Annotated in this window: 9 protein-coding genes and 6 rRNA genes; all 15 read right to left on the bottom strand. The window is 42.2% G+C overall.

Annotated features, from left to right (window positions below):
• Positions 1-77 precede the first annotated feature (77 nt).
• The 15 genes from MKX47_RS00075 to dnaA all read right to left on the bottom strand — a co-directional run bounded on the left by MKX47_RS00075 (position 78) and on the right by dnaA (position 25486).
• A complete protein-coding gene (locus MKX47_RS00075) occupies positions 78-1412 on the bottom strand; it encodes a D-alanyl-D-alanine carboxypeptidase family protein (RefSeq protein WP_340769863.1) in 1335 nt (444 codons plus the stop codon).
• A gap of 139 nt (positions 1413-1551) precedes the next feature.
• On the bottom strand, positions 1552-3018 hold the full coding sequence (guaB, locus tag MKX47_RS00070; RefSeq protein ID WP_340769861.1) for an IMP dehydrogenase: 1467 nt from the start codon (positions 3016-3018) through the stop codon (positions 1552-1554).
• A 367-nt stretch (positions 3019-3385) separates the two neighbouring features.
• Positions 3386-3501: ribosomal RNA gene (gene rrf / locus MKX47_RS00065) — 5S ribosomal RNA — on the bottom strand.
• 61 nt (positions 3502-3562) lie between these two features.
• Positions 3563-6490 (bottom strand): 23S ribosomal RNA (locus MKX47_RS00060).
• A gap of 215 nt (positions 6491-6705) precedes the next feature.
• Positions 6706-8259, bottom strand: a 16S ribosomal RNA gene (locus tag MKX47_RS00055).
• 1952 nt (positions 8260-10211) lie between these two features.
• A 5S ribosomal RNA gene (gene rrf / locus MKX47_RS00050) occupies positions 10212-10327 on the bottom strand.
• 61 nt (positions 10328-10388) lie between these two features.
• Positions 10389-13316: ribosomal RNA gene (locus MKX47_RS00045) — 23S ribosomal RNA — on the bottom strand.
• 215 nt (positions 13317-13531) lie between these two features.
• A 16S ribosomal RNA gene (locus tag MKX47_RS00040) occupies positions 13532-15085 on the bottom strand.
• The 16S, 23S and 5S rRNA genes sit together here, the layout of an rRNA operon.
• A gap of 400 nt (positions 15086-15485) precedes the next feature.
• A complete protein-coding gene (locus tag MKX47_RS00035) occupies positions 15486-16580 on the bottom strand; it encodes an HD-GYP domain-containing protein (protein WP_340769859.1) in 1095 nt (364 codons plus the stop codon).
• 213 nt (positions 16581-16793) lie between these two features.
• The gene (gene gyrA / locus MKX47_RS00030; RefSeq protein ID WP_340769856.1) at positions 16794-19271 is read right to left on the bottom strand and encodes a DNA gyrase subunit A; all 2478 of its coding nucleotides are present in this window, start codon (positions 19269-19271) and stop codon (positions 16794-16796) included.
• Positions 19272-19291: 20 nt separating this feature from the next.
• Positions 19292-21217, bottom strand: a complete 1926-nt coding sequence (gyrB, locus tag MKX47_RS00025) for a DNA topoisomerase (ATP-hydrolyzing) subunit B (RefSeq protein ID WP_340769855.1) — start codon at positions 21215-21217, stop codon at positions 19292-19294.
• Positions 21218-21291: 74 nt separating this feature from the next.
• A complete protein-coding gene (recF, locus tag MKX47_RS00020; RefSeq protein ID WP_340769853.1) occupies positions 21292-22407 on the bottom strand; it encodes a DNA replication/repair protein RecF in 1116 nt (371 codons plus the stop codon).
• A 3-nt stretch (positions 22408-22410) separates the two neighbouring features.
• Positions 22411-22647 carry a S4 domain-containing protein YaaA gene (yaaA, locus tag MKX47_RS00015; protein ID WP_305037333.1) on the bottom strand — a complete coding sequence of 79 codons (237 nt, stop codon included), beginning with the start codon at positions 22645-22647 and terminating at the stop codon, positions 22411-22413.
• A gap of 188 nt (positions 22648-22835) precedes the next feature.
• Entirely contained in the window at positions 22836-23972 is a 1137-nt protein-coding gene (gene dnaN / locus MKX47_RS00010; RefSeq protein WP_340769845.1) for a DNA polymerase III subunit beta, read from the bottom strand.
• 170 nt (positions 23973-24142) lie between these two features.
• On the bottom strand, positions 24143-25486 hold the full coding sequence (dnaA, locus tag MKX47_RS00005) for a chromosomal replication initiator protein DnaA (protein WP_340769844.1): 1344 nt from the start codon (positions 25484-25486) through the stop codon (positions 24143-24145).

Below are 25486 nucleotides of genomic sequence, written 5' to 3'. Positions count from 1 at the left end.
AATCCCATTATTAAAATTTGTCCAATAAAAAAGAGCATTTTTATAAGTTCCTCACTTATAAAAACACTCTTTCATCATTATAAAGTTGGATTTACAAAGCCAAAGACGCCATCCCATAGATTACCGAAGAAATTACCGATTCCTTGGAAAAATAACGACACCTTCCCCGCACGCTCTACAGCTTCTGTTGTAACGACTTCTGCTGTAATTTCAGAACCGTCGATATAGCCATAATCTGTGCCTTCTGTGCGCTCAACGATGACTTGACCTACTACTTGATCCTTCTTAACGCCCGCTTCAAGCTCTTCTGAATTTAAAACTAAAGTTGGTTTATATGCATCTTTGTCTGTTGTTTTTACCATTACTGAAATAGGTTCTTTTACAGCGATGTTTACTTCATCTGCTTTCCCTTTCGTAACAGCAACTGTTTTTTGATCTTTAAATTGATAGTTTGCTGGAATGATTTCCTGCTTCGTGAATTGACCGAAGCCATAGTCGAATAATTTTGCTGTCGCATCAAAACGTGCTTTATACGACCCAACACCTTTTGAATCGACCGCTTTCATAACAACAGCGATTAAACGTGTGTCACCACGTTTTGCCGTACCTGTGAATGTGTGGCCTGCAAAATCAGTTGTTCCTGTTTTTAAGCCGTCTACCCCTTCGTATTCATAAACAAGTCCTGGTAACATGAAGTTCCAGTTCGACATGTTAATTGCATCTGTTGTCCCTTCACGGAATACCTTTTTAGGGATTTTTGCTGTTTCTAACATATCCGGGTGATCTTTTAATAAATGATAGGCTAACTTGGCTACCGAACGAGCTGGCATTACATTTTCATCATTTTCCCCTGTTCCTGCTGGGTGCATGCCTTGTAAATCTGAATTGTTTAAGCCTGTTGAGTTCACGAATTTATAATTTTCTAAGCCGAGCTCTTCTGCTTTTTTATTCATTAATTTTAAAAACTCAGTTTCTGTTCCTGCAATAGTTTCTGCAATAGCAATGGTTGCTGCATTGGCTGAATAGATTGCCATTGCTTCATATAATTCTCTAATCGAATATGTACCATCCGCACGTAGTGGAACATTACTTAATAAACGATTTTGTGAAATTTTATGTGTATACTCCGTTACATTGTATTGTTGCTCCCATGTCACGGAACCTTCTTTAATAGCATCTAATAATAAGTATTCTGTCATCATTTTTGACATACTTGCAATTCCTAAAGCTGTCTCTGCATTTTGCTCATATAAAATCTTTCCTGTGTCTGCATCAATTAAGATTGCTGCATCTACCGTTAAGCCTAAATCATCCGCTGCTTTTGTCGTAGCAGGTGCTAACGTCAACATGCTCAGTAATAACATCGGAATTAAAATTAAGCTTAACATCGTTCGTTTACTTACTTTTTTCACAAAGCTACCTCCAAAATCTATTATTTCCTTGTCTACGTCATTTTATCATACATATCTACACGAATGTGCCCTGTTGTTAATAAAAAAACGCTATTATCATCAATTTTGACGATAGTAGCGTTTGAAAGTTGCCTAGTAATTATTGGAGTGAATAGTTTGGTGCTTCTTTTGTAATTTGTACATCATGTGGATGTGATTCACGTAAACCTGCACCTGTCATCTTGATGAATTGTGATTTCTCACGTAAATACTCTAAATTAGGAGCTCCACAGTAACCCATACCAGCACGAATACCACCCATTAATTGGTGAATCGTATCTGCTAAAGGTCCTTTATAAGGAAGACGACCTTCAATCCCCTCTGGCACTAATTTTTTAGCGTCCTCTTGGAAGTAACGATCTTTTGAGCCCTTTTCCATCGCACCTAGTGAACCCATACCGCGGTAAACTTTAAAGCGACGACCTTGGAAAATTTCTGTTTCCCCTGGAGATTCTGAAGTACCTGCTAAAAGGGAACCAAGCATAACAACATGTCCACCAGCTGCTAAAGCCTTCACGATGTCACCAGAGTACTTAATACCACCATCAGCAATAATTGTTTTACCATATTCACGCGCTACTGAAGCAGCGTCGTATACAGCCGTAATTTGAGGTACACCTACACCAGCAACTACACGAGTTGTACAAATAGAACCTGGTCCGATACCTACTTTAACAACATCAGCACCTGCTTCAAATAATGCACGCGTACCTTCAGCTGTCGCTACGTTACCTGCAATAATATCTAAGTCTGGATAAGCTGCACGAATATCCGCAATTGTATTTAATACGCCTTGAGAGTGGCCATGTGCTGTATCAATGACAATAATATCAACTTGTGCTTCCACAAGCTTAGCAATACGTAACATTGTATCTTTAGACACGCCTACTGCTGCACCAACTACTAAACGACCATGTACGTCTTTTGCAGCGTTCGGGAACTCAATCACCTTTTCGATATCTTTAATTGTGATTAAGCCTGTTAATTTACCTTCATTATCAACGATTGGTAATTTTTCGATTTTGTATTGTTGAAGAATTTTTTCAGCATCTTCTAAAGTCGTTCCTACTGGTGCTGTAATTAAATCTTCCTTCGTCATCACATCATCAATTTTTAAAGAGTAATCAGAGATGAAGCGTAAGTCCCGGTTCGTAATAATCCCTACTAATTTTTGATCTTCCATGTTATTTACAATAGGAACACCTGAAATGCGGTATTTACCCATTAAATGCTCTGCATCAAATACTTGATGTTCGGGTGTTAAGAAGAATGGATTTGTAATTACGCCATTTTCAGAACGTTTTACTTTTTCTACTTCTTCTGCTTGCTCATCAATGCTCATATTCTTATGAACAATTCCGATACCACCTTGACGTGCCATGGCAATCGCCATTTTTGCTTCTGTAACTGTGTCCATACCTGCAGAAATCATTGGAATGTTTAACTTAATATTAGGCGTTAATTGTACGGATAAATCAACATCCTTCGGTAATACTTCAGAATGTGCTGGTACTAATAATACGTCATCAAATGTTAAACCTTCTTTAGCGAATTTTGTTTCCCACATCTTGAGAATGCCCCCTATTAGAAAAGAATATTATTGTAAGGTTAACAACGTAGCGGTCGACTGTCAAGAATCTAGGAAAAGTAAAATAATTCGGAATATTAATTTTATGTTTTATGTTTTTATTCCCTAAAATCAACTACTTAAATCCTTTTATTATTAATGTAGGATTTCTTCTGTAAATCATTTGAAATATAATCAAAATGTTCTCATTCTTTTTAATATCAATTATTTGTTCTTATTTTAAAATATAATAATTATAAACTTAAATATCAATTATAGTAGAAAGTCATATTTATCTAAATATATCCTATCATTTAATTGAAAGAAAATACAAAAAAGCCACTGATTGCTCAGTGGCTTTCCAATGACCTAGCGATGTCCTACTCTCACAGGGGGAAACCCCCAACTACCATCGGCGCTAAAGAGCTTAACTTCCGTGTTCGGTATGGGAACGGGTGTGACCTCTTTGCCATCATCACTAGATTAAGTTGAAAGATTCATTCTTTCAAAACTGGATAAACGTTTCATTGATGTTCGTAAACATGTGGTTAAGTCCTCGACCGATTAGTATTCGTCAGCTACATGTGTCGCCACACTTCCACCTCGAACCTATCTACCTGATCGTCTTTCAGGGGTCTTACTTACTTGCGTAATGGGAAATCTCATCTTGAGGGGGGCTTCATGCTTAGATGCTTTCAGCACTTATCCCGTCCACACATAGCTACCCAGCGATGCCTTTGGCAAGACAACTGGTACACCAGCGGTGTGTCCATCCCGGTCCTCTCGTACTAAGGACAGCTCCTCTCAAATTTCCTACGCCCACGACGGATAGGGACCGAACTGTCTCACGACGTTCTGAACCCAGCTCGCGTACCGCTTTAATGGGCGAACAGCCCAACCCTTGGGACCGACTACAGCCCCAGGATGCGATGAGCCGACATCGAGGTGCCAAACCTCCCCGTCGATGTGGACTCTTGGGGGAGATAAGCCTGTTATCCCCGGGGTAGCTTTTATCCGTTGAGCGATGGCCCTTCCATGCGGAACCACCGGATCACTAAGCCCGTCTTTCGACCCTGCTCGACTTGTAGGTCTCGCAGTCAAGCTCCCTTATGCCTTTACACTCTGCGAATGATTTCCAACCATTCTGAGGGAACCTTTGGGCGCCTCCGTTACCTTTTAGGAGGCGACCGCCCCAGTCAAACTGTCCGCCTGACACTGTCTCCTACCCCGCTAAGGGGCATGGGTTAGAAGTTCAATACAACCAGGGTAGTATCCCACCGACGCCTCCTTCGAAGCTGGCGCTCCGAGATCTCTGGCTCCTACCTATCCTGTACAAGTTGTACCAAAATTCAATATCAAGCTACAGTAAAGCTCCACGGGGTCTTTCCGTCCTGTCGCGGGTAACCTGCATCTTCACAGGTACTATAATTTCACCGAGTCTCTCGTTGAGACAGTGCCCAGATCGTTACGCCTTTCGTGCGGGTCGGAACTTACCCGACAAGGAATTTCGCTACCTTAGGACCGTTATAGTTACGGCCGCCGTTTACTGGGGCTTCAATTCGCAGCTTCGCTTGCGCTAACCACTCCTCTTAACCTTCCAGCACCGGGCAGGCGTCAGCCCCTATACGTCACCTTACGGTTTTGCAGAGACCTGTGTTTTTGCTAAACAGTCGCCTGGGCCTATTCACTGCGGCTCTCGTGCGCTTGCACGCTCAAGAGCACCCCTTCTCCCGAAGTTACGGGGTCATTTTGCCGAGTTCCTTAACGAGAGTTCTCTCGCACACCTTAGGATTCTCTCCTCGACTACCTGTGTCGGTTTGCGGTACGGGTACCTCCCACCTCGATAGAGGCTTTTCTTGGCAGTGTGAGATCAGGAACTTCCTCCATACGGAGTCGTCATCACAGCTCAATGTTACAGTACGCGGATTTGCCTACGCACACACCTTACTGCTTGAACAGAGACAACCAACGCTCTGCTTACCCTACCCTACTGCGTCCCCCCATTTCTCAAACGGTGGGGAGGTAGTACAGGAATATCAACCTGTTGTCCATCGCCTACGCCTATCGGCCTCGGCTTAGGTCCCGACTAACCCTGAGCGGACGAGCCTTCCTCAGGAAACCTTAGTCATACGGTGCATGGGATTCTCACCCATGTTTCGCTACTCATACCGGCATTCTCACTTCTAAGCGCTCCACCAGTCCTTCCGGTCTGACTTCAACGCCCTTAGAACGCTCTCCTACCACGCATACCAACGGTATGCATCCACAGCTTCGGTGAATCGTTTAGCCCCGATACATTTTCGGCGCAGCGTCACTCGACCAGTGAGCTATTACGCACTCTTTAAATGATGGCTGCTTCTAAGCCAACATCCTGGTTGTCTAAGCAACGCCACATCCTTTTCCACTTAACGATTACTTTGGGACCTTAGCTGGTGGTCTGGGCTGTTTCCCTCTTGACTACGGATCTTATCACTCGCAGTCTGACTCCCGTGTATAAATATCCGGCATTCGGAGTTTGTCTGAATTCGGTAAAGCGAGATGCCCCCCTAGTCCAAACAGTGCTCTACCTCCGGTATTCTTCATCACGAGGCTAGCCCTAAAGCTATTTCGGAGAGAACCAGCTATCTCCAAGTTCGATTGGAATTTCTCCGCTACCCACACCTCATCCCCGCACTTTTCAACGTACGTGGGTTCGGACCTCCAGTAAGTGTTACCTCACCTTCATCCTGGACATGGGTAGATCACCTGGTTTCGGGTCTACGACTACATACTAATTCGCCCTATTCAGACTCGCTTTCGCTGCGGCTCCGTCTTCTCAACTTAACCTCGCACGTAATCGTAACTCGCCGGTTCATTCTACAAAAGGCACGCTATCACCCATTAACGGGCTCTAACTACTTGTAGGCACACGGTTTCAGGTTCTATTTCACTCCCCTTCCGGGGTGCTTTTCACCTTTCCCTCACGGTACTGGTTCACTATCGGTCACTAGGTAGTATTTAGCCTTGGGAGATGGTCCTCCCGGATTCCGACGGAATTTCACGTGTTCCGCCGTACTCAGGATCCACTCTGGAGGGAATGACTTTTTGGCTACAGGGCTGTTACCTTCTCTTGCGGACCTTTCCAAGTCGCTTCGCCTAAATCATTCTTTTGTAACTCCGTATAGAGTGTCCTACAACCCCAAAGAGCAAGCTCTTTGGTTTGGGCTCTTCCCGTTTCGCTCGCCGCTACTCAGGGAATCGAATTTTCTTTCTGTTCCTGCAGGTACTTAGATGTTTCAGTTCCCTGCGTCTGTCCTCATCACGCTATGTATTCACGTGTAGATACTATCCGATTAAAGATAGTGGGTTCCCCCATTCGGAAATCCCCGGATCAAAGCTTACTTACAGCTCCCCGAGGCATATCGGTGTTAGTGCCGTCCTTCATCGACTCCTAGTGCCAAGGCATCCACCGTGCGCCCTTATTAACTTAACCAAAAGTTAAACTTACTTAAAAAGTAAGATTTTAAGGATATTGCACGATCAATTTCTTGATCTATGTTTGTTTATTACTTATCAATGTCGTTTTATCCAGTTTTCAAAGAACAAAGTTTTGAAGTATTTCATTCAACTAAGAATGAACCTTCAAAACTGAACAGCAACCGTTAATGAGCCCCTTCTCCAAGAGAAGGTTTCCGAATATATCCTTAGAAAGGAGGTGATCCAGCCGCACCTTCCGATACGGCTACCTTGTTACGACTTCACCCCAATCATCTATCCCACCTTCGGCGGCTGGCTCCAAAAGGTTACCTCACCGACTTCGGGTGTTACAAACTCTCGTGGTGTGACGGGCGGTGTGTACAAGGCCCGGGAACGTATTCACCGCGGCATGCTGATCCGCGATTACTAGCGATTCCGGCTTCATGTAGGCGAGTTGCAGCCTACAATCCGAACTGAGAACGGTTTTATCGGATTAGCTCCCCCTCGCGGGTTGGCAACCGTTTGTACCGTCCATTGTAGCACGTGTGTAGCCCAGGTCATAAGGGGCATGATGATTTGACGTCATCCCCACCTTCCTCCGGTTTATCACCGGCAGTCTCCTTAGAGTGCCCAACTAAATGATGGCAACTAAGAACAAGGGTTGCGCTCGTTGCGGGACTTAACCCAACATCTCACGACACGAGCTGACGACAACCATGCACCACCTGTCACCGTTGTCCCCGAAGGGAAAACTGTATCTCTACAGTGGTCAATGGGATGTCAAGACCTGGTAAGGTTCTTCGCGTTGCTTCGAATTAAACCACATGCTCCACCGCTTGTGCGGGCCCCCGTCAATTCCTTTGAGTTTCAGTCTTGCGACCGTACTCCCCAGGCGGAGTGCTTAATGCGTTAGCTGCAGCACTGAGGGGCGGAAACCCCCCAACACTTAGCACTCATCGTTTACGGCGTGGACTACCAGGGTATCTAATCCTGTTTGCTCCCCACGCTTTCGCGCCTCAGTGTCAGTTACAGACCAGACAGTCGCCTTCGCCACTGGTGTTCCTCCAAATCTCTACGCATTTCACCGCTACACTTGGAATTCCACTATCCTCTTCTGCACTCAAGTTCCCCAGTTTCCAATGACCCTCCCCGGTTGAGCCGGGGGCTTTCACATCAGACTTAAGGAACCACCTGCGCGCGCTTTACGCCCAATAATTCCGGACAACGCTTGCCACCTACGTATTACCGCGGCTGCTGGCACGTAGTTAGCCGTGGCTTTCTAACAAGGTACCGTCAAGGTAGCGCCAGTTACTACGCTACTTGTTCTTCCCTTGCAACAGAGTTTTACGAACCGAAATCCTTCTTCACTCACGCGGCGTTGCTCCATCAGACTTTCGTCCATTGTGGAAGATTCCCTACTGCTGCCTCCCGTAGGAGTCTGGGCCGTGTCTCAGTCCCAGTGTGGCCGATCACCCTCTCAGGTCGGCTACGCATCGTTGCCTTGGTGAGCCGTTACCTCACCAACTAGCTAATGCGCCGCGGGTCCATCCTATAGTGATAGCCGAAACCATCTTTCAACTTTAAACCATGTGGTTCAAAGTATTATCCGGTATTAGCTCCGGTTTCCCGAAGTTATCCCAGTCTATAGGGCAGGTTACCCACGTGTTACTCACCCGTCCGCCGCTAAATCATAGAGAAGCAAGCTTCTCTATTCATTCGCTCGACTTGCATGTATTAGGCACGCCGCCAGCGTTCGTCCTGAGCCAGGATCAAACTCTCCATAAAAGTAGTTTGAAAGCTCATTTGCTTTGCTAGCGATTCTAACTATTAAGTTAGAAATCATTTTTGCTTCATTTAAGAAGCTGTATTCATTAACGTTGCTTGTTCAGTTTTCAAGGTTCATATCATTGTCGTTTGTGACAACTTTTATATCTTATCATCTTTAAAGTGTTATGTCAACACTTTATTTTAACGATTCAATCAATATTGTTTGTTGTCCTTGCGACTTATAATAATATACCACTATATTATTGCTTTTGCAATACAAATTATCGTTTCTTTGAAATTAAATTTAAAAACATGGTAAATGAATACTTATAATTTACGTAACAAACGTAATTTCTGTCATAAACTCATACCATAACCCCAGCCTTCAAGTAAAAATTGGTACATGTTAATTCCTACATACATATTTTATGTTTAAAAATTCTAGCAATTCACTTTCAACACCTATTCTATGAACTATCTTTCTTATCCAATGAACAGAGTATCTTCCGCATGAAAATAATCAACTATAGACAAGTTAACCTTTTCTTTAAAGTAAAATACTCATATTAATATTACTTTAAGGAGGCCTATACAATGAAATATATCATTCTATACATCAATGATTTTAGTAAAGCACTAAAATTACCGTTGAACTACTTCATCTAGGCTACTACTTAGAGAAGCGAGTTTCTTGATTGAACCCTCAGCTAGTCTAAGGTATACCGAACTAACTCCTTAGTCTCTAAAATTTGAAGCATGCTTGCGTTGAGACTCGGTCAATTTGCGTTTGGTAGGTTGAGCACGCCCATGCTCTGATGACAAGTTTCTTTACGTCTTTATGTTGATTACTGCAATGCAATCAATACTGGCTAGAGGCAAATATTTCCCCTACTCGAATGACTTGCTTTCCATACCTGTGTACTTTGTATTTCAGCAAATGTGGGAATTCTGACCTGGTGACCTCACTTATGGCTTTGGCAAGTGGGGATCATGTTTTTTGACATTTTTTATGGAGATTTTATGTAAATAATCTTGACGGTTATTACGGATTGCTTTGTGAATTTCTACGTTGTTTTTGATGGTTTTTTACTTTATCTTATGGACCGTTTCGTTTGATTGCCTATCCTTTTTTACAGACTATAATACGTTATTCTTTTGCTCATTTTGACTTTAGTGTAGCGGAAACTACAGATTCGTATAGATTGGATTATTTGATAAGATCGAGATTATTTGTGGTCGACATCAATGCCTATGCTTTTCGCTGTTTTTAAATAAGCTTAGATGTTCATTTCAGCAATAACTACGATTAAATATTTACCTATGAGGGTTATTCTAACGGTTGGGCTAATGATTTTCTCTGCAAGTTCTGTGGTTTTAACAAATTTCAAGGGATCTAGTTTTGAGAGTTGAACACGGCTGTTGATGATTTTGATATTATCATTCGTCCTTTTGGTTGTATAGCATCGTGTGGGGGGGTTCTTTGATTTAAAATGCAGTGTTTGGTTTTGATATTTAAAAGATGGTCATACATTATAAACATAGTGGATACACCGAATGTCACTCTACGGTACCCAGTCTGTTTACATCTATGTGACGTTTCTCTAAAAATACTAGTAAGTTCGTATAACCATCGTAAAGTATTCGACTTACCATCAACCAAAATGATCTTGACCAAGCATTGATTAGAAAGAAAATGCTGCCCGAATTGTAATACACGTCAACCACTAACCACACTGAAAAACTTGAAAGCCCCGTCCGATATACTGAAAAATTGGAAAGCATGTTGTGCTTATTTGAATACGTATAATTACTTGCCATTGGAATAATTTAATTGATTATTTTCAGATTTGACTATTATTAATCAAATAACACGGCACTTTTAAATGAATTATCATAAATTTAACATAAATGGTGGCTGTTATTTTTTCGCAAAACAAAAAAGCCACTGATTGCTCAGTGGCTTTCCAATGACCTAGCGATGTCCTACTCTCACAGGGGGAAACCCCCAACTACCATCGGCGCTAAAGAGCTTAACTTCCGTGTTCGGTATGGGAACGGGTGTGACCTCTTTGCCATCATCACTAGATTAAGTTGAAAGATTCATTCTTTCAAAACTGGATAAACGTTTCATTGATGTTCGTAAACATGTGGTTAAGTCCTCGACCGATTAGTATTCGTCAGCTACATGTGTCGCCACACTTCCACCTCGAACCTATCTACCTGATCGTCTTTCAGGGGTCTTACTTACTTGCGTAATGGGAAATCTCATCTTGAGGGGGGCTTCATGCTTAGATGCTTTCAGCACTTATCCCGTCCACACATAGCTACCCAGCGATGCCTTTGGCAAGACAACTGGTACACCAGCGGTGTGTCCATCCCGGTCCTCTCGTACTAAGGACAGCTCCTCTCAAATTTCCTACGCCCACGACGGATAGGGACCGAACTGTCTCACGACGTTCTGAACCCAGCTCGCGTACCGCTTTAATGGGCGAACAGCCCAACCCTTGGGACCGACTACAGCCCCAGGATGCGATGAGCCGACATCGAGGTGCCAAACCTCCCCGTCGATGTGGACTCTTGGGGGAGATAAGCCTGTTATCCCCGGGGTAGCTTTTATCCGTTGAGCGATGGCCCTTCCATGCGGAACCACCGGATCACTAAGCCCGTCTTTCGACCCTGCTCGACTTGTAGGTCTCGCAGTCAAGCTCCCTTATGCCTTTACACTCTGCGAATGATTTCCAACCATTCTGAGGGAACCTTTGGGCGCCTCCGTTACCTTTTAGGAGGCGACCGCCCCAGTCAAACTGTCCGCCTGACACTGTCTCCTACCCCGCTAAGGGGCATGGGTTAGAAGTTCAATACAACCAGGGTAGTATCCCACCGACGCCTCCTTCGAAGCTGGCGCTCCGAGATCTCTGGCTCCTACCTATCCTGTACAAGTTGTACCAAAATTCAATATCAAGCTACAGTAAAGCTCCACGGGGTCTTTCCGTCCTGTCGCGGGTAACCTGCATCTTCACAGGTACTATAATTTCACCGAGTCTCTCGTTGAGACAGTGCCCAGATCGTTACGCCTTTCGTGCGGGTCGGAACTTACCCGACAAGGAATTTCGCTACCTTAGGACCGTTATAGTTACGGCCGCCGTTTACTGGGGCTTCAATTCGCAGCTTCGCTTGCGCTAACCACTCCTCTTAACCTTCCAGCACCGGGCAGGCGTCAGCCCCTATACGTCACCTTACGGTTTTGCAGAGACCTGTGTTTTTGCTAAACAGTCGCCTGGGCCTATTCACTGCGGCTCTCGTGCGCTTGCACGCTCAAGAGCACCCCTTCTCCCGAAGTTACGGGGTCATTTTGCCGAGTTCCTTAACGAGAGTTCTCTCGCACACCTTAGGATTCTCTCCTCGACTACCTGTGTCGGTTTGCGGTACGGGTACCTCCCACCTCGATAGAGGCTTTTCTTGGCAGTGTGAGATCAGGAACTTCCTCCATACGGAGTCGTCATCACAGCTCAATGTTACAGTACGCGGATTTGCCTACGCACACACCTTACTGCTTGAACAGAGACAACCAACGCTCTGCTTACCCTACCCTACTGCGTCCCCCCATTTCTCAAACGGTGGGGAGGTAGTACAGGAATATCAACCTGTTGTCCATCGCCTACGCCTATCGGCCTCGGCTTAGGTCCCGACTAACCCTGAGCGGACGAGCCTTCCTCAGGAAACCTTAGTCATACGGTGCATGGGATTCTCACCCATGTTTCGCTACTCATACCGGCATTCTCACTTCTAAGCGCTCCACCAGTCCTTCCGGTCTGACTTCAACGCCCTTAGAACGCTCTCCTACCACGCATACCAACGGTATGCATCCACAGCTTCGGTGAATCGTTTAGCCCCGATACATTTTCGGCGCAGCGTCACTCGACCAGTGAGCTATTACGCACTCTTTAAATGATGGCTGCTTCTAAGCCAACATCCTGGTTGTCTAAGCAACGCCACATCCTTTTCCACTTAACGATTACTTTGGGACCTTAGCTGGTGGTCTGGGCTGTTTCCCTCTTGACTACGGATCTTATCACTCGCAGTCTGACTCCCGTGTATAAATATCCGGCATTCGGAGTTTGTCTGAATTCGGTAAAGCGAGATGCCCCCCTAGTCCAAACAGTGCTCTACCTCCGGTATTCTTCATCACGAGGCTAGCCCTAAAGCTATTTCGGAGAGAACCAGCTATCTCCAAGTTCGATTGGAATTTCTCCGCTACCCACACCTCATCCCCGCACTTTTCAACGTACGTGGGTTCGGACCTCCAGTAAGTGTTACCTCACCTTCATCCTGGACATGGGTAGATCACCTGGTTTCGGGTCTACGACTACATACTAATTCGCCCTATTCAGACTCGCTTTCGCTGCGGCTCCGTCTTCTCAACTTAACCTCGCACGTAATCGTAACTCGCCGGTTCATTCTACAAAAGGCACGCTATCACCCATTAACGGGCTCTAACTACTTGTAGGCACACGGTTTCAGGTTCTATTTCACTCCCCTTCCGGGGTGCTTTTCACCTTTCCCTCACGGTACTGGTTCACTATCGGTCACTAGGTAGTATTTAGCCTTGGGAGATGGTCCTCCCGGATTCCGACGGAATTTCACGTGTTCCGCCGTACTCAGGATCCACTCTGGAGGGAATGACTTTTTGGCTACAGGGCTGTTACCTTCTCTTGCGGACCTTTCCAAGTCGCTTCGCCTAAATCATTCTTTTGTAACTCCGTATAGAGTGTCCTACAACCCCAAAGAGCAAGCTCTTTGGTTTGGGCTCTTCCCGTTTCGCTCGCCGCTACTCAGGGAATCGAATTTTCTTTCTGTTCCTGCAGGTACTTAGATGTTTCAGTTCCCTGCGTCTGTCCTCATCACGCTATGTATTCACGTGTAGATACTATCCGATTAAAGATAGTGGGTTCCCCCATTCGGAAATCCCCGGATCAAAGCTTACTTACAGCTCCCCGAGGCATATCGGTGTTAGTGCCGTCCTTCATCGACTCCTAGTGCCAAGGCATCCACCGTGCGCCCTTATTAACTTAACCAAAAGTTAAACTTACTTAAAAAGTAAGATTTTAAGGATATTGCACGATCAATTTCTTGATCTATGTTTGTTTATTACTTATCAATGTCGTTTTATCCAGTTTTCAAAGAACAAAGTTTTGAAGTATTTCATTCAACTAAGAATGAACCTTCAAAACTGAACAGCAACCGTTAATGAGCCCCTTCTCCAAGAGAAGGTTTCCGAATATATCCTTAGAAAGGAGGTGATCCAGCCGCACCTTCCGATACGGCTACCTTGTTACGACTTCACCCCAATCATCTATCCCACCTTCGGCGGCTGGCTCCAAAAGGTTACCTCACCGACTTCGGGTGTTACAAACTCTCGTGGTGTGACGGGCGGTGTGTACAAGGCCCGGGAACGTATTCACCGCGGCATGCTGATCCGCGATTACTAGCGATTCCGGCTTCATGTAGGCGAGTTGCAGCCTACAATCCGAACTGAGAACGGTTTTATCGGATTAGCTCCCCCTCGCGGGTTGGCAACCGTTTGTACCGTCCATTGTAGCACGTGTGTAGCCCAGGTCATAAGGGGCATGATGATTTGACGTCATCCCCACCTTCCTCCGGTTTATCACCGGCAGTCTCCTTAGAGTGCCCAACTAAATGATGGCAACTAAGAACAAGGGTTGCGCTCGTTGCGGGACTTAACCCAACATCTCACGACACGAGCTGACGACAACCATGCACCACCTGTCACCGTTGTCCCCGAAGGGAAAACTGTATCTCTACAGTGGTCAATGGGATGTCAAGACCTGGTAAGGTTCTTCGCGTTGCTTCGAATTAAACCACATGCTCCACCGCTTGTGCGGGCCCCCGTCAATTCCTTTGAGTTTCAGTCTTGCGACCGTACTCCCCAGGCGGAGTGCTTAATGCGTTAGCTGCAGCACTGAGGGGCGGAAACCCCCCAACACTTAGCACTCATCGTTTACGGCGTGGACTACCAGGGTATCTAATCCTGTTTGCTCCCCACGCTTTCGCGCCTCAGTGTCAGTTACAGACCAGACAGTCGCCTTCGCCACTGGTGTTCCTCCAAATCTCTACGCATTTCACCGCTACACTTGGAATTCCACTATCCTCTTCTGCACTCAAGTTCCCCAGTTTCCAATGACCCTCCCCGGTTGAGCCGGGGGCTTTCACATCAGACTTAAGGAACCACCTGCGCGCGCTTTACGCCCAATAATTCCGGACAACGCTTGCCACCTACGTATTACCGCGGCTGCTGGCACGTAGTTAGCCGTGGCTTTCTAACAAGGTACCGTCAAGGTAGCGCCAGTTACTACGCTACTTGTTCTTCCCTTGCAACAGAGTTTTACGAACCGAAATCCTTCTTCACTCACGCGGCGTTGCTCCATCAGACTTTCGTCCATTGTGGAAGATTCCCTACTGCTGCCTCCCGTAGGAGTCTGGGCCGTGTCTCAGTCCCAGTGTGGCCGATCACCCTCTCAGGTCGGCTACGCATCGTTGCCTTGGTGAGCCGTTACCTCACCAACTAGCTAATGCGCCGCGGGTCCATCCTATAGTGATAGCCGAAACCATCTTTCAACTTTAAACCATGTGGTTCAAAGTATTATCCGGTATTAGCTCCGGTTTCCCGAAGTTATCCCAGTCTATAGGGCAGGTTACCCACGTGTTACTCACCCGTCCGCCGCTAAATCATAGAGAAGCAAGCTTCTCTATTCATTCGCTCGACTTGCATGTATTAGGCACGCCGCCAGCGTTCGTCCTGAGCCAGGATCAAACTCTCCATAAAAGTAGTTTGAAAGCTCATTTGCTTTGCTAGCGATTCTAACTATTAAGTTAGAAATCATTTTTGCTTCATTTAAGAAGCTGTATTCATTAACGTTGCTTGTTCAGTTTTCAAGGTTCATATCATTGTCGTTTGTGACAACTTTTATATCTTATCATTTCAACCAATCAATGTCAACACTTCATTTAAAAGTTTTTTATCTCTACTTGAAATGACAGTTATTATACTTTAACACCCTTTAGAACAAAAATCAAATATACTTACTTATATTTAATTTATTATGCTTCTTTTAAGGACTTTTAATATAATAACAATTTAAATCCTTCTCGTCAACCCTTTTTACAAAATAAAAAAATGATTTTTAATTGAGAAGTAATCAATTAAAAATCATTTCTACTATACACTAATTATTTTTTGTAATAACGCGAGATATATAGAAGCTTCGATTAGATGAAAGATCAATAATTTCACCTGTTCTTGTTAATTTAACAAGTGGACGAGTAGGAGAATATTTATTAATGAACATTACTTCACCTAATTCGAAATTGGATATTTCAATCTTTGTACCAATCGGTAAATCAACAACAATATCCATTAAAGCTTGTACAACCTTTATATCAAACTTGCCGAACTCTTCTTCTTTAATCATTTCGATTACTTTAAATGGTGATTGCTTTGTGCGATATAAACGTTCACTTGTCATAGCATGGAATACATCGGCTACCGCTATAATTTGGGCAAAGTTTGAAATAGAGCCAATACGTTCCCCTTTAGGATAACCACTACCATCTAAACGTTCATGATGTTGATAAATTGCTTCTTTCATCACTTCTTTAATTGCAGAGACGTTTTTCACAAGCATATAACTATAAGTAGGATGCTTTTTCACCTCATCGAACTCTTCTTTTGTGAGTGCGCTCTTTTTATCCCGAATACGAGCCGTAATACGTGCCATTCCACTATCAGCTAACATCCCAGCAATCGCTATTTGATTTGTTATCCCACGTTCGAAGCCTAGTTTCTTGGCCATAACTGAAGCGATTAAGCCCGTTGCCACACAATGATGATACAAGTAATCTTTCGGATTCGAATAATTATTTAAGTCGAATATATACGAACGATCCTCTAATACTTTTTCAGCTAAAGGGATAATCATGCCACGAACCTTCGTAATATCAATTTTACCGCCAGATTCCCAATTTAAGAATTCCTTCTTCAATTGAACAATCGCATCATTATAACACTTTTCAAATGAAGTGTATTTTGGTAGTGAAACTGAATTAGCTTGAACTTGTATGTTTTCTTCAGTTGAGCTTTCTTCATTAATATCGCTATAAACTAATACCGCTTTTAGATTAAATAATTCAAATACACGAAAATGCTCTCTTTTTATTTTTGAGTCCTTATATATAATTGGATATTGTGTATTGGCAAAGATGTCTTCTGCAATGACTTTACCTAAACGTAATTCTTCGACCCTCATATTGATTGCTTCCAACTTCACAACCCCTAACGTAAATTAATTGCTATAATTGTATCGAAAATAATAATTATTGAGAAGTTAATCACTAGAATGATTATCTAAATCATTAAATATGGTTATTTCAACCTAATACCGATGTCTTTTATACTATTATAACGAATACATTATAAAATACAAATATAAAAAAGTAGCCTAGGTAGTTAAATCCACCTAGGCTACTTTTCGATCTTATTGTTCTGTTTGTTCTGTCTCTTCTATTTCTTCATCTTCTGTATCTTCGTCTTTTTTCACACGTGCTACTGTTGCCACTAATTCATCTTCTGCAAGACGGATTAGGCGAACCCCTTGTGTGCTACGACCGATAATAGAAATATCATTTACATCCATACGTATTAACATACCGTTAATCGTGATTAACATAATATCCTCTGTGCCATCTACAGCCTTCACAGCACACATTTTACCGTTTTTGTCGGTAATTTGCATTGTTTTTAGACCTAGACCACCACGACTTTGCAAACGGTACTCTGCTTCAGGTGTACGTTTACCATAGCCCTTTTCTGTAACAACTAGAATTTCTTGACCTGGCTCAATAATTTCCATCCCAACGACATAGTCATCTTCACGTAATTTAATACCGCGTACACCCGCTGCTGAACGTCCCATTGAGCGAATATCATCCTCTTTGAAACGAACAAGCATCCCTTCACGTGTACCGATAATAATTTCTTTCTTGCCATCTGTTAAATGGACAGAAATGAGATCATCATCTTCGCGTAAAGTAATCGCAATTAACCCATTTGTGCGGATATTAGCGAATTGATCAACTGGTGTACGTTTTGTTACACCCGTTTTCGTTGTGAAAATGAAGTAGGCATCTTCTTTAAATTCAGAAACACGAATCATCGCTGTTACCTTTTCGCCCTTATCAATATTTAATAAGTTGACGATTGGTAAACCTTTTGCTTGGCGTCCGAACTCTGGAATTTCATAGCCCTTTGCACGGAACACCTTTCCTTTTGATGTAAAGAAAAGGATCGTATCATGCGTTGATGTGAATAATAGATGCTCTACAAAATCATCTTCGTTTGTACCCATACCTTGTACACCGCGACCACCGCGTTTTTGTGAACGGTATGTATTGGCTGCTAAACGCTTAATATAACCATTAAGTGTTAAGGTCAACACGGAGTTTTCACGTGGAATTAAATCCTCGTCTTCAATCATTTCTAAGCCGCCAGCCGTAATTTCCGTACGACGTGTATCATTAAAGCGTTCTTTAATTTCGGTCATTTCTGTACGAATGATTTCAATTACCTTTGCTTCATCAGCTAAAATGGCTTTTAATTCAGCAATTAATACGAGTAATTCATTGTATTCATTTTCAATCTTTTCACGCTCTAAACCACTTAAACGAACAAGACGCATATCTAAAATTGCTTGTGCTTGGCGCTCTGATAAGTTAAAGCGCTCCATTAATTGTGGTTTGGCTTCTTCCCCACTACGAGAGCTACGGATAATGGAAATAATTTCATCAATATGGTCTAACGCAATACGTAAACCTTCTAAAATATGTGCACGATCCTCTGCTTTTCGAAGCTCAAATGCAGTACGACGTTTTATAACGACTTTTTGGTGTTCTAAGTAATGATAGAGCACTTCTTTTAAGCCTAATACTTTTGGCTGACCGTCAACTAATGCTAACATATTCACCCCAAAGCTTGATTGCATGGCTGTTTGTTTATATAGATTATTTAATACAACATTGGCATTGGCATCGCGTCGAACTTCAATGACGATACGCATACCTTTACGATCTGATTCATCTTGAAGCTTTGTAATGCCGTCGATTTTTTTATCACGTACTAATTCGGCAATTTTTTCAATTAATTTTGCTTTGTTAACTTGATACGGCAATTCGTAAACTAAAATTGTTTCTTTCCCGTTCGAAGCTTGCTCAATTTCTACTTTTGCACGAATCGTTAATGAACCGCGCCCTGTTTCATAGGCACGACGAATTCCTGAGCGGCCTAAGATTAAGCCACCTGTTGGAAAGTCTGGTCCTGGAATAATTTCCATTAGCTCTTCCGTTGTAATACTTGGATTATCGGCAAGTGCTAATACACCGTCAATTGTTTCACCAAGATGATGTGGTGGGATGTTTGTCGCCATCCCTACAGCAATCCCTGATGCCCCATTAACTAAAAGATTTGGATAACGTGCTGGTAATACTTTTGGCTCGTTTTCACTACCATCATAGTTGGGCTCGTAATCAATTGTATCTTTGTTAATATCACGCAACATTTCCATTGCGATTTTTGACATACGTGATTCTGTATAACGCATTGCAGCCGCGCCATCGCCATCGACAGACCCAAAGTTACCGTGCCCATCAACAAGCATATAACGGTAGCTGAAATCCTGCGCCATACGTACCATTGCTTCATAAATTGAAGAGTCACCATGCGGGTGGTATTTACCCATTACATCCCCGACAATACGTGCGCTCTTTTTATATGGTTTATCCGAAGTATTTCCTAATTCCTGCATCCCGTATAAAATACGACGATGTACAGGCTTAAGCCCATCACGTACATCTGGTAACGCACGTGAAACAATAACACTCATCGCATAGCTTAAAAAGGATGTTTTGATTTCGGATGTAATATTTCTAGATTCAATATGTCCATGTTGAATGTCAGACAAAATAAGGACCCCCTTCGAATTTAAACATCCAAGTCTTGTACATAAACTGCATTTTCCTCGATAAAGTCACGACGTGGGCCAACTTCATCACCCATTAAGTGGTCGAAAATTTTATCGGCTTCAATCGCATCATCCAATTCTACTCGAATTAATGTACGGTGCTCTGGATCCATTGTAGTATCCCATAATTGCTCTGCATTCATTTCCCCTAACCCTTTGTAGCGCTGTACATTAGGCTTTGGTAATTTCGGCAGGCGTTCTACAACTTCCTCTAATTCTACATCTGAATAGCAGTATTCCACATGTTTACCTTGCTTTACTTGGTAAAGTGGTGGCTTTGCTGCATATACGTAACCCGCCTCAATTAAAGGACGCATGAAGCGGAAGAAGAATGTTAATAATAAGACACGAATGTGCGCACCATCAACATCGGCATCGGTCATAATGATGATTTTGTGATAGCGAGCTTTTTCTAAATTAAAATCCTCACCAATACCTGTACCGAACGCAGTAATCATCGCACGGATCTCGGCGTTTGATAAAATACGGTCTAAACGCGCTTTTTCAACATTTAAAATTTTCCCGCGCAACGGCAAGATTGCTTGGAAGTGACGATCACGTCCATTTTTTGCAGAACCACCCGCCGAGTCACCCTCTACAATGTAAATTTCGGATTCAGCAGGGTTTGTAGAAGAACAGTCTGCTAACTTACCTGGTAAATTAGATACCTCTAATGCTGTTTTACGACGTGTAAATTCACGTGCCTTTTTCGCAGCAACACGTGCGCGAGCTGCCATCGTACCTTTTTCAACAATTTGACGTGCCACGCTCGGGTTTTCTAATAAAAAGCGCTCAAAGCCATCTGAGAATAATGCATTTGTAATCTGGCTTACCTCTGAGTTACCAAGCTTTGTTTTTGTTTGCCCTTCGAATTGTGGATCGGGGTGTTTTATCGATACGATTGCGATTAACCCTTCGCGAACGTCTTCCCCAGTAAGGTTAGCATCGGCTTCTTTAATTAAATTTGCCTTGCGCGCATAATCATTTATGACACGTGTTAGCGCTGTTTTAAAGCCTGATTCATGAGTACCACCCTCATAGGTATTAATGTTATTAGCAAAGGACATAATCGTTGAATTGAAGCCTGCATTATATTGCATCGCAATTTCAACAGAAATTCCTTCTTTTTCGCCGAATACATCAATTGGTGCATGAATAGGTTCTTTATTTTCGTTAATATGTTCAACGTATTCACGAATCCCACCTTCGAAGTGGAATGCTTCTTCGCGCTCTTGACCTTCACGCTCATCAGCAATCGAAATACGAATGCCACGATTTAAGTATGCTAATTCACGAATACGTGTTGCTAAAATGTCATATTCGTACACTTGTGTTTCTTTGAAAATTTCAGTATCAGCTTTAAAGCGTGTTGTTGTACCTGTACGATCTGTTTCACCGATTACAGTTAGTTTTTGCTTCGTGTGACCACGTTCGAAAATAATTTCATGTACTTTTCCATCACGATGTACTTGAACGATTGTTTGGACTGATAATGCATTTACTACAGATGCACCAACACCGTGTAGACCACCTGATACTTTATAACCTCCACCGCCAAACTTACCTCCAGCGTGTAATACAGTCATAATAACTTCAACAGCAGGCATCCCCATTTTCTCTTGCGTATCTACAGGAATCCCTCGACCATTATCCTCTACACGAATCCAATTATCTTGTTCGATTGTTATTTTAATATCTGTACAAAAACCGGCCAACGCCTCATCGATACTATTATCCACAATTTCCCACACTAAATGGTGCAATCCCTTTGAGCTTGTAGAACCAATATACATACCCGGACGTTTACGAACAGCTTCTAAACCTTCCAGAACTTGTATTTGTTCGGCATCATAAGATTGCTGGACTTTACTATCTTCTAAAGTCACTATAGTTCACCTACTCTTTCATAACGATTAGTATGCTTCTTTGTTATTTATTTTCATGCATTAAAAACGCGTTATTATTGATCAATTGTGCCTTGTTTGACACGGAATAGTTTTGCATGCTGAATCGTCTCGTGATGAATGCCCTCAACGCTTGTTGTTGTAACAAATGTCTGTACTTCACCTTGAATCGTATTCAATAAATGCGATTGACGATAATCATCTAGCTCTGACAATACGTCGTCTAATAATAAAATGGGCGTTTCTTTTGTTTCCTGCTTAATGAGCTCTATTTCTGCCAACTTTAAGGACAATGCTGTTGTTCGCTGCTGACCTTGCGAGCCATACACTTGCACGTCATAGTCATTGACCAAAAACTGCAAATCATCCCGGTGCGGTCCGATCAACGTTACACCGCGCTCGATTTCACGTTGCTTCATTTCGTCTAGCTTTTGTTTTAAATAATCATGCATTTGTCCTGCACTCCAGCTGGCATCCATCCCCGAAACAGGACGATATTTAATGACTAGCCTTTCTAATCCGCGCGAGATGCCTTCGTGAATTGGCTCTGCCCAAGCTTGCAATAACTCCATAAATTGAAACCGTTTGCGGATAATTTGCACAGCAGCGCCTATATATTGCTCTGTATAAATATCAAACATCACATCATTTGCGAGCGATGCTTTTCCTTGATTACTTTTTAATAAATGATTACGTTGTTTTAAAATTTTTTGAAAGGTTAGTAAATCATGTAAGTAAACAGGTGAAATTTGCCCAATTTCCATATCGATAAATCGACGGCGAATTTGTGGACTTCCCTTGACGATATTTAAATCTTCTGGTGCAAACATGACAACATTCATCTGTCCAATATAGTTACTTAATTTTGTTTGTTCGAGATGATTGATTTTGCCCTTTTTGCCCTTTTTGGAAATCGTTAATTCAATCGGGACACTACCGTAACGCTTATTAATTACACCTTCTATTTTACCATAATCCGCTTGCCAACGTATCAATTCTTTATCATTTGCCGTGCGGTGAGACTTTGCCATCGCTAATACATAAATCGATTCCATAACATTTGTTTTTCCTTGGGCATTTTCCCCTATAAAAACATTAATTTTGTTTGAAAAATCTAAAGTAAGCGACTCATAATTACGGTAATTCGTTAGCTGTAAGCGCTCGATATTCATGTATTACATTTCTCCATTTGCAATAAATGCATCAACAATCTTAAATCGACCAACCCCTGGAATGTTAACAACATCACCATGACGTAATTTTTTCCCTCGGCGATCTTCCACTTCACCATTCACAAATACTTCATGTTCACTTAAAAACCACTTGGCCATCCCACCAGAACTAATGGCATCTGTCATTTTTAAAGCTTGACCAAGCGTAATAAATTCTGTATCAATTACTAATTCATTCAACGTAATCCATCCTCCACTTAAAGAAAGTCTTATCATTCTATCATACCTAAAGATTGCTCATAAGTAAAAAAGGAGATGTCCGAGATTAATTTCTGGGACATCTCCTTTAGCAAAAAATGATTGCATAAGGTATACATTGCGCGAAAAAAATGCTTTGTAGCGCAGCAGTTTTAAATTTTAACTAAAGATTAGTAAGTACGTACAGGTAAAATTAATTGTAAAATGGCATCGTCTAGAGCAGAGCGTAAGATGAATGGTCGCATAGCTCCGGTAAACTCAATGACAACATCTTGACCATCGATTGCCTTTAATGCCTCCATCATATATTTCGCGCTGAATGAAATCTTCAATGTTTCCCCTTCAAGATTTTCTACTTGAATTTGTTCTTCTACTTTCCCGATTTCAGGAGAATTCGATGAAATTTCAATTGTTTGATTTTCTAATGTTTCAAAACGAACGACATTATTACGGTCTTCACGTGCTAAAAGTGAAGCACGATCGATTGCTTGTAATAAAAATTTACCGTTAATCGTAATTGTTGTTTTGAAATCATCTGGAATTAAACGAGATGTATCCGGATAATTTCCTTCTAATAAGCGTGAGAAGAATAAGACATCATCTGTTTTAAATAATACTTGTTGGTTCGTTAATACGATTTGAACTGGATTATTTGTATCATCTAAAATTTTGCTTAATTCAGTTAAACTTTTCCCTGGAATAACAACTGAAGTCACATCTGTTGGTAAATTTTCAAGATTTACTTTGCGTCGAGCAAGACGGTGACTATCCGTTGCAACGCATATTAATTCATCGCCTTCTACTTTCCAGTTGACACCTGTCAACACGGGGCGACTTTCTGAAGTAGCAACTGCAAATACTGTTTCACGAATAATTGATTTTAAAAGGTCCGCAGGAATCGCGAATTGCTTATCTGCAGCTACTTCAGGAAGCTGTGGATATTCAGTTGAATCTAAGCCAATTAAATTAAATTCAGATTTACCAGAGCGAATAATTGTTGCAAAGCCATTTGTAACTTCGATTTCTACTTCGTTTGTTGGTAATTTACGAATAATTTCATTGAACATACGGGCTTGTAAAACGATAGAGCCGGTTTGTGTAATATTAATGATTTGTTGACCATCTTCTTCTGCAGGAATGAATGTTTGAATCGTAATATCTGCATCACTACCTGTTAAACTGATTCCTTCGTTTGTTACATCAATCTTAATTCCAGTTAAAATGGGAATCGTTGTTTTTGAACTTACTGCTTTCATGACATCGTTTAAACCATCTAATAAACGATCACGTAAAATATCAAATTTCATTGTTTTACCTCTCTTATATAATTAATTATTTATTAAAAGATATAAATAGATATAGTAATAGGGGCTGTGGATTTGTGGGTAACTATCGTTTGGAGCTATAACACGGGATTATTCACATGTTGATAAGTTGTGAATAGTCCTGTGAAAAACTAAGTATCTTATACACAGCATTATTTACCTAGCATACTGCGAATTTGTTTAATATCTTGCTGTAATTGTTGATCTGTTTTAAGTAACGAAGAAATTTTTTCATGCGCATGGATAACCGTTGTATGATCGCGACCACCAAATTCCTCACCAATTTTAGGTAAGGAGAAGTCTGTCAGCTCACGTGATAAGAACATAGCCACTTGACGTGGGAAGGCAATGGACTTTGTTCGACGTTTTGCAGAAAAATCCTCTAAACGAATATTAAAATGCTCTCCAGTTGCCGTTTGAATATCTAAAATCGAAATCATGCGCGGTTTGGAGTTAGGCATAATATCTTTTAATGCTTCAGCAGCAAGCTCTGGAGATATATCTTGATTTACTAAAGATGAGTATGCAACGACACGAATTAATGCCCCTTCTAATTCACGAATGTTCGTATCCACCTGATTTGCGATATACAACATGACCTCATTAGGGATATCTAAGCCATCTGCCTTTGCCTTTTTGCGTAGAATGGCAATACGTGTTTCTAAATCAGGCGGTGCGATATCTGTAATTAAGCCCCATTCAAAGCGTGAACGTAAACGATCCTCTAATGTAGGGATTTCCTTAGGCGGACGGTCACTTGAAATGACAATTTGCTTTGATTCTTCATGCAATGTATTAAATGTATGGAAAAATTCCTCTTGCGTTGATTCTTTCCCTGCTAAAAATTGAATGTCATCAATTAATAAAACATCGACATTTCGGTATTTATTGCGGAAATCGATGGCTTTATTGTCACGAATGGAGTTGATGAACTCATTTGTGAATTTTTCAGATGACAGATACACGACATTGGCATTTGGGTTATGTTCTTTCACATAGTGACCAATTGCGTGCATTAAGTGTGTCTTTCCTAATCCAACGCCCCCATAGATGAAGAAGGGGTTATATGCTTTTGCTGGTGCTTCTGCAACTGCTAAGCTCGCAGCATGTGCGAAGCGGTTTCCTGAACCAATTACGAATGTGTCAAATGTGTATTTTGGGTTAAGCATACCTGGTGCATTGTCTGAATGATCATTTGATTTTGCTTGTGTAATTGGTGGAGGTAATTCGAAATCATCTGCGATTTGATCTTTCTGAACGACAAATTTAATGACCAAATCTTCTCCAGTTAACTCGTTTAAAATTCCTGTAATCATATGAATATAGTATTGTTCAAGCCAATCACGGGCAAAGGAGTTAGGTGCTGAAATCGTTACATTTGTGCCGCTATGCGCAAGTAATTTTGTCGATTTTAGCCACGTATCGAAGCTCGGTTTTGAAATTTTTTGTTCAGCTTGGGCAAGTACCGTGTTCCATAGAGTTTCTAAATGTTCCAA

The sequence above is a fragment of the Solibacillus sp. FSL R7-0668 genome (assembly GCF_038006205.1).
In the GTDB taxonomy this organism is placed as follows: Bacteria; Bacillota; Bacilli; order Bacillales_A; family Planococcaceae; genus Solibacillus.
This window is presented reverse-complemented; position numbering and strand designations above follow the sequence as displayed.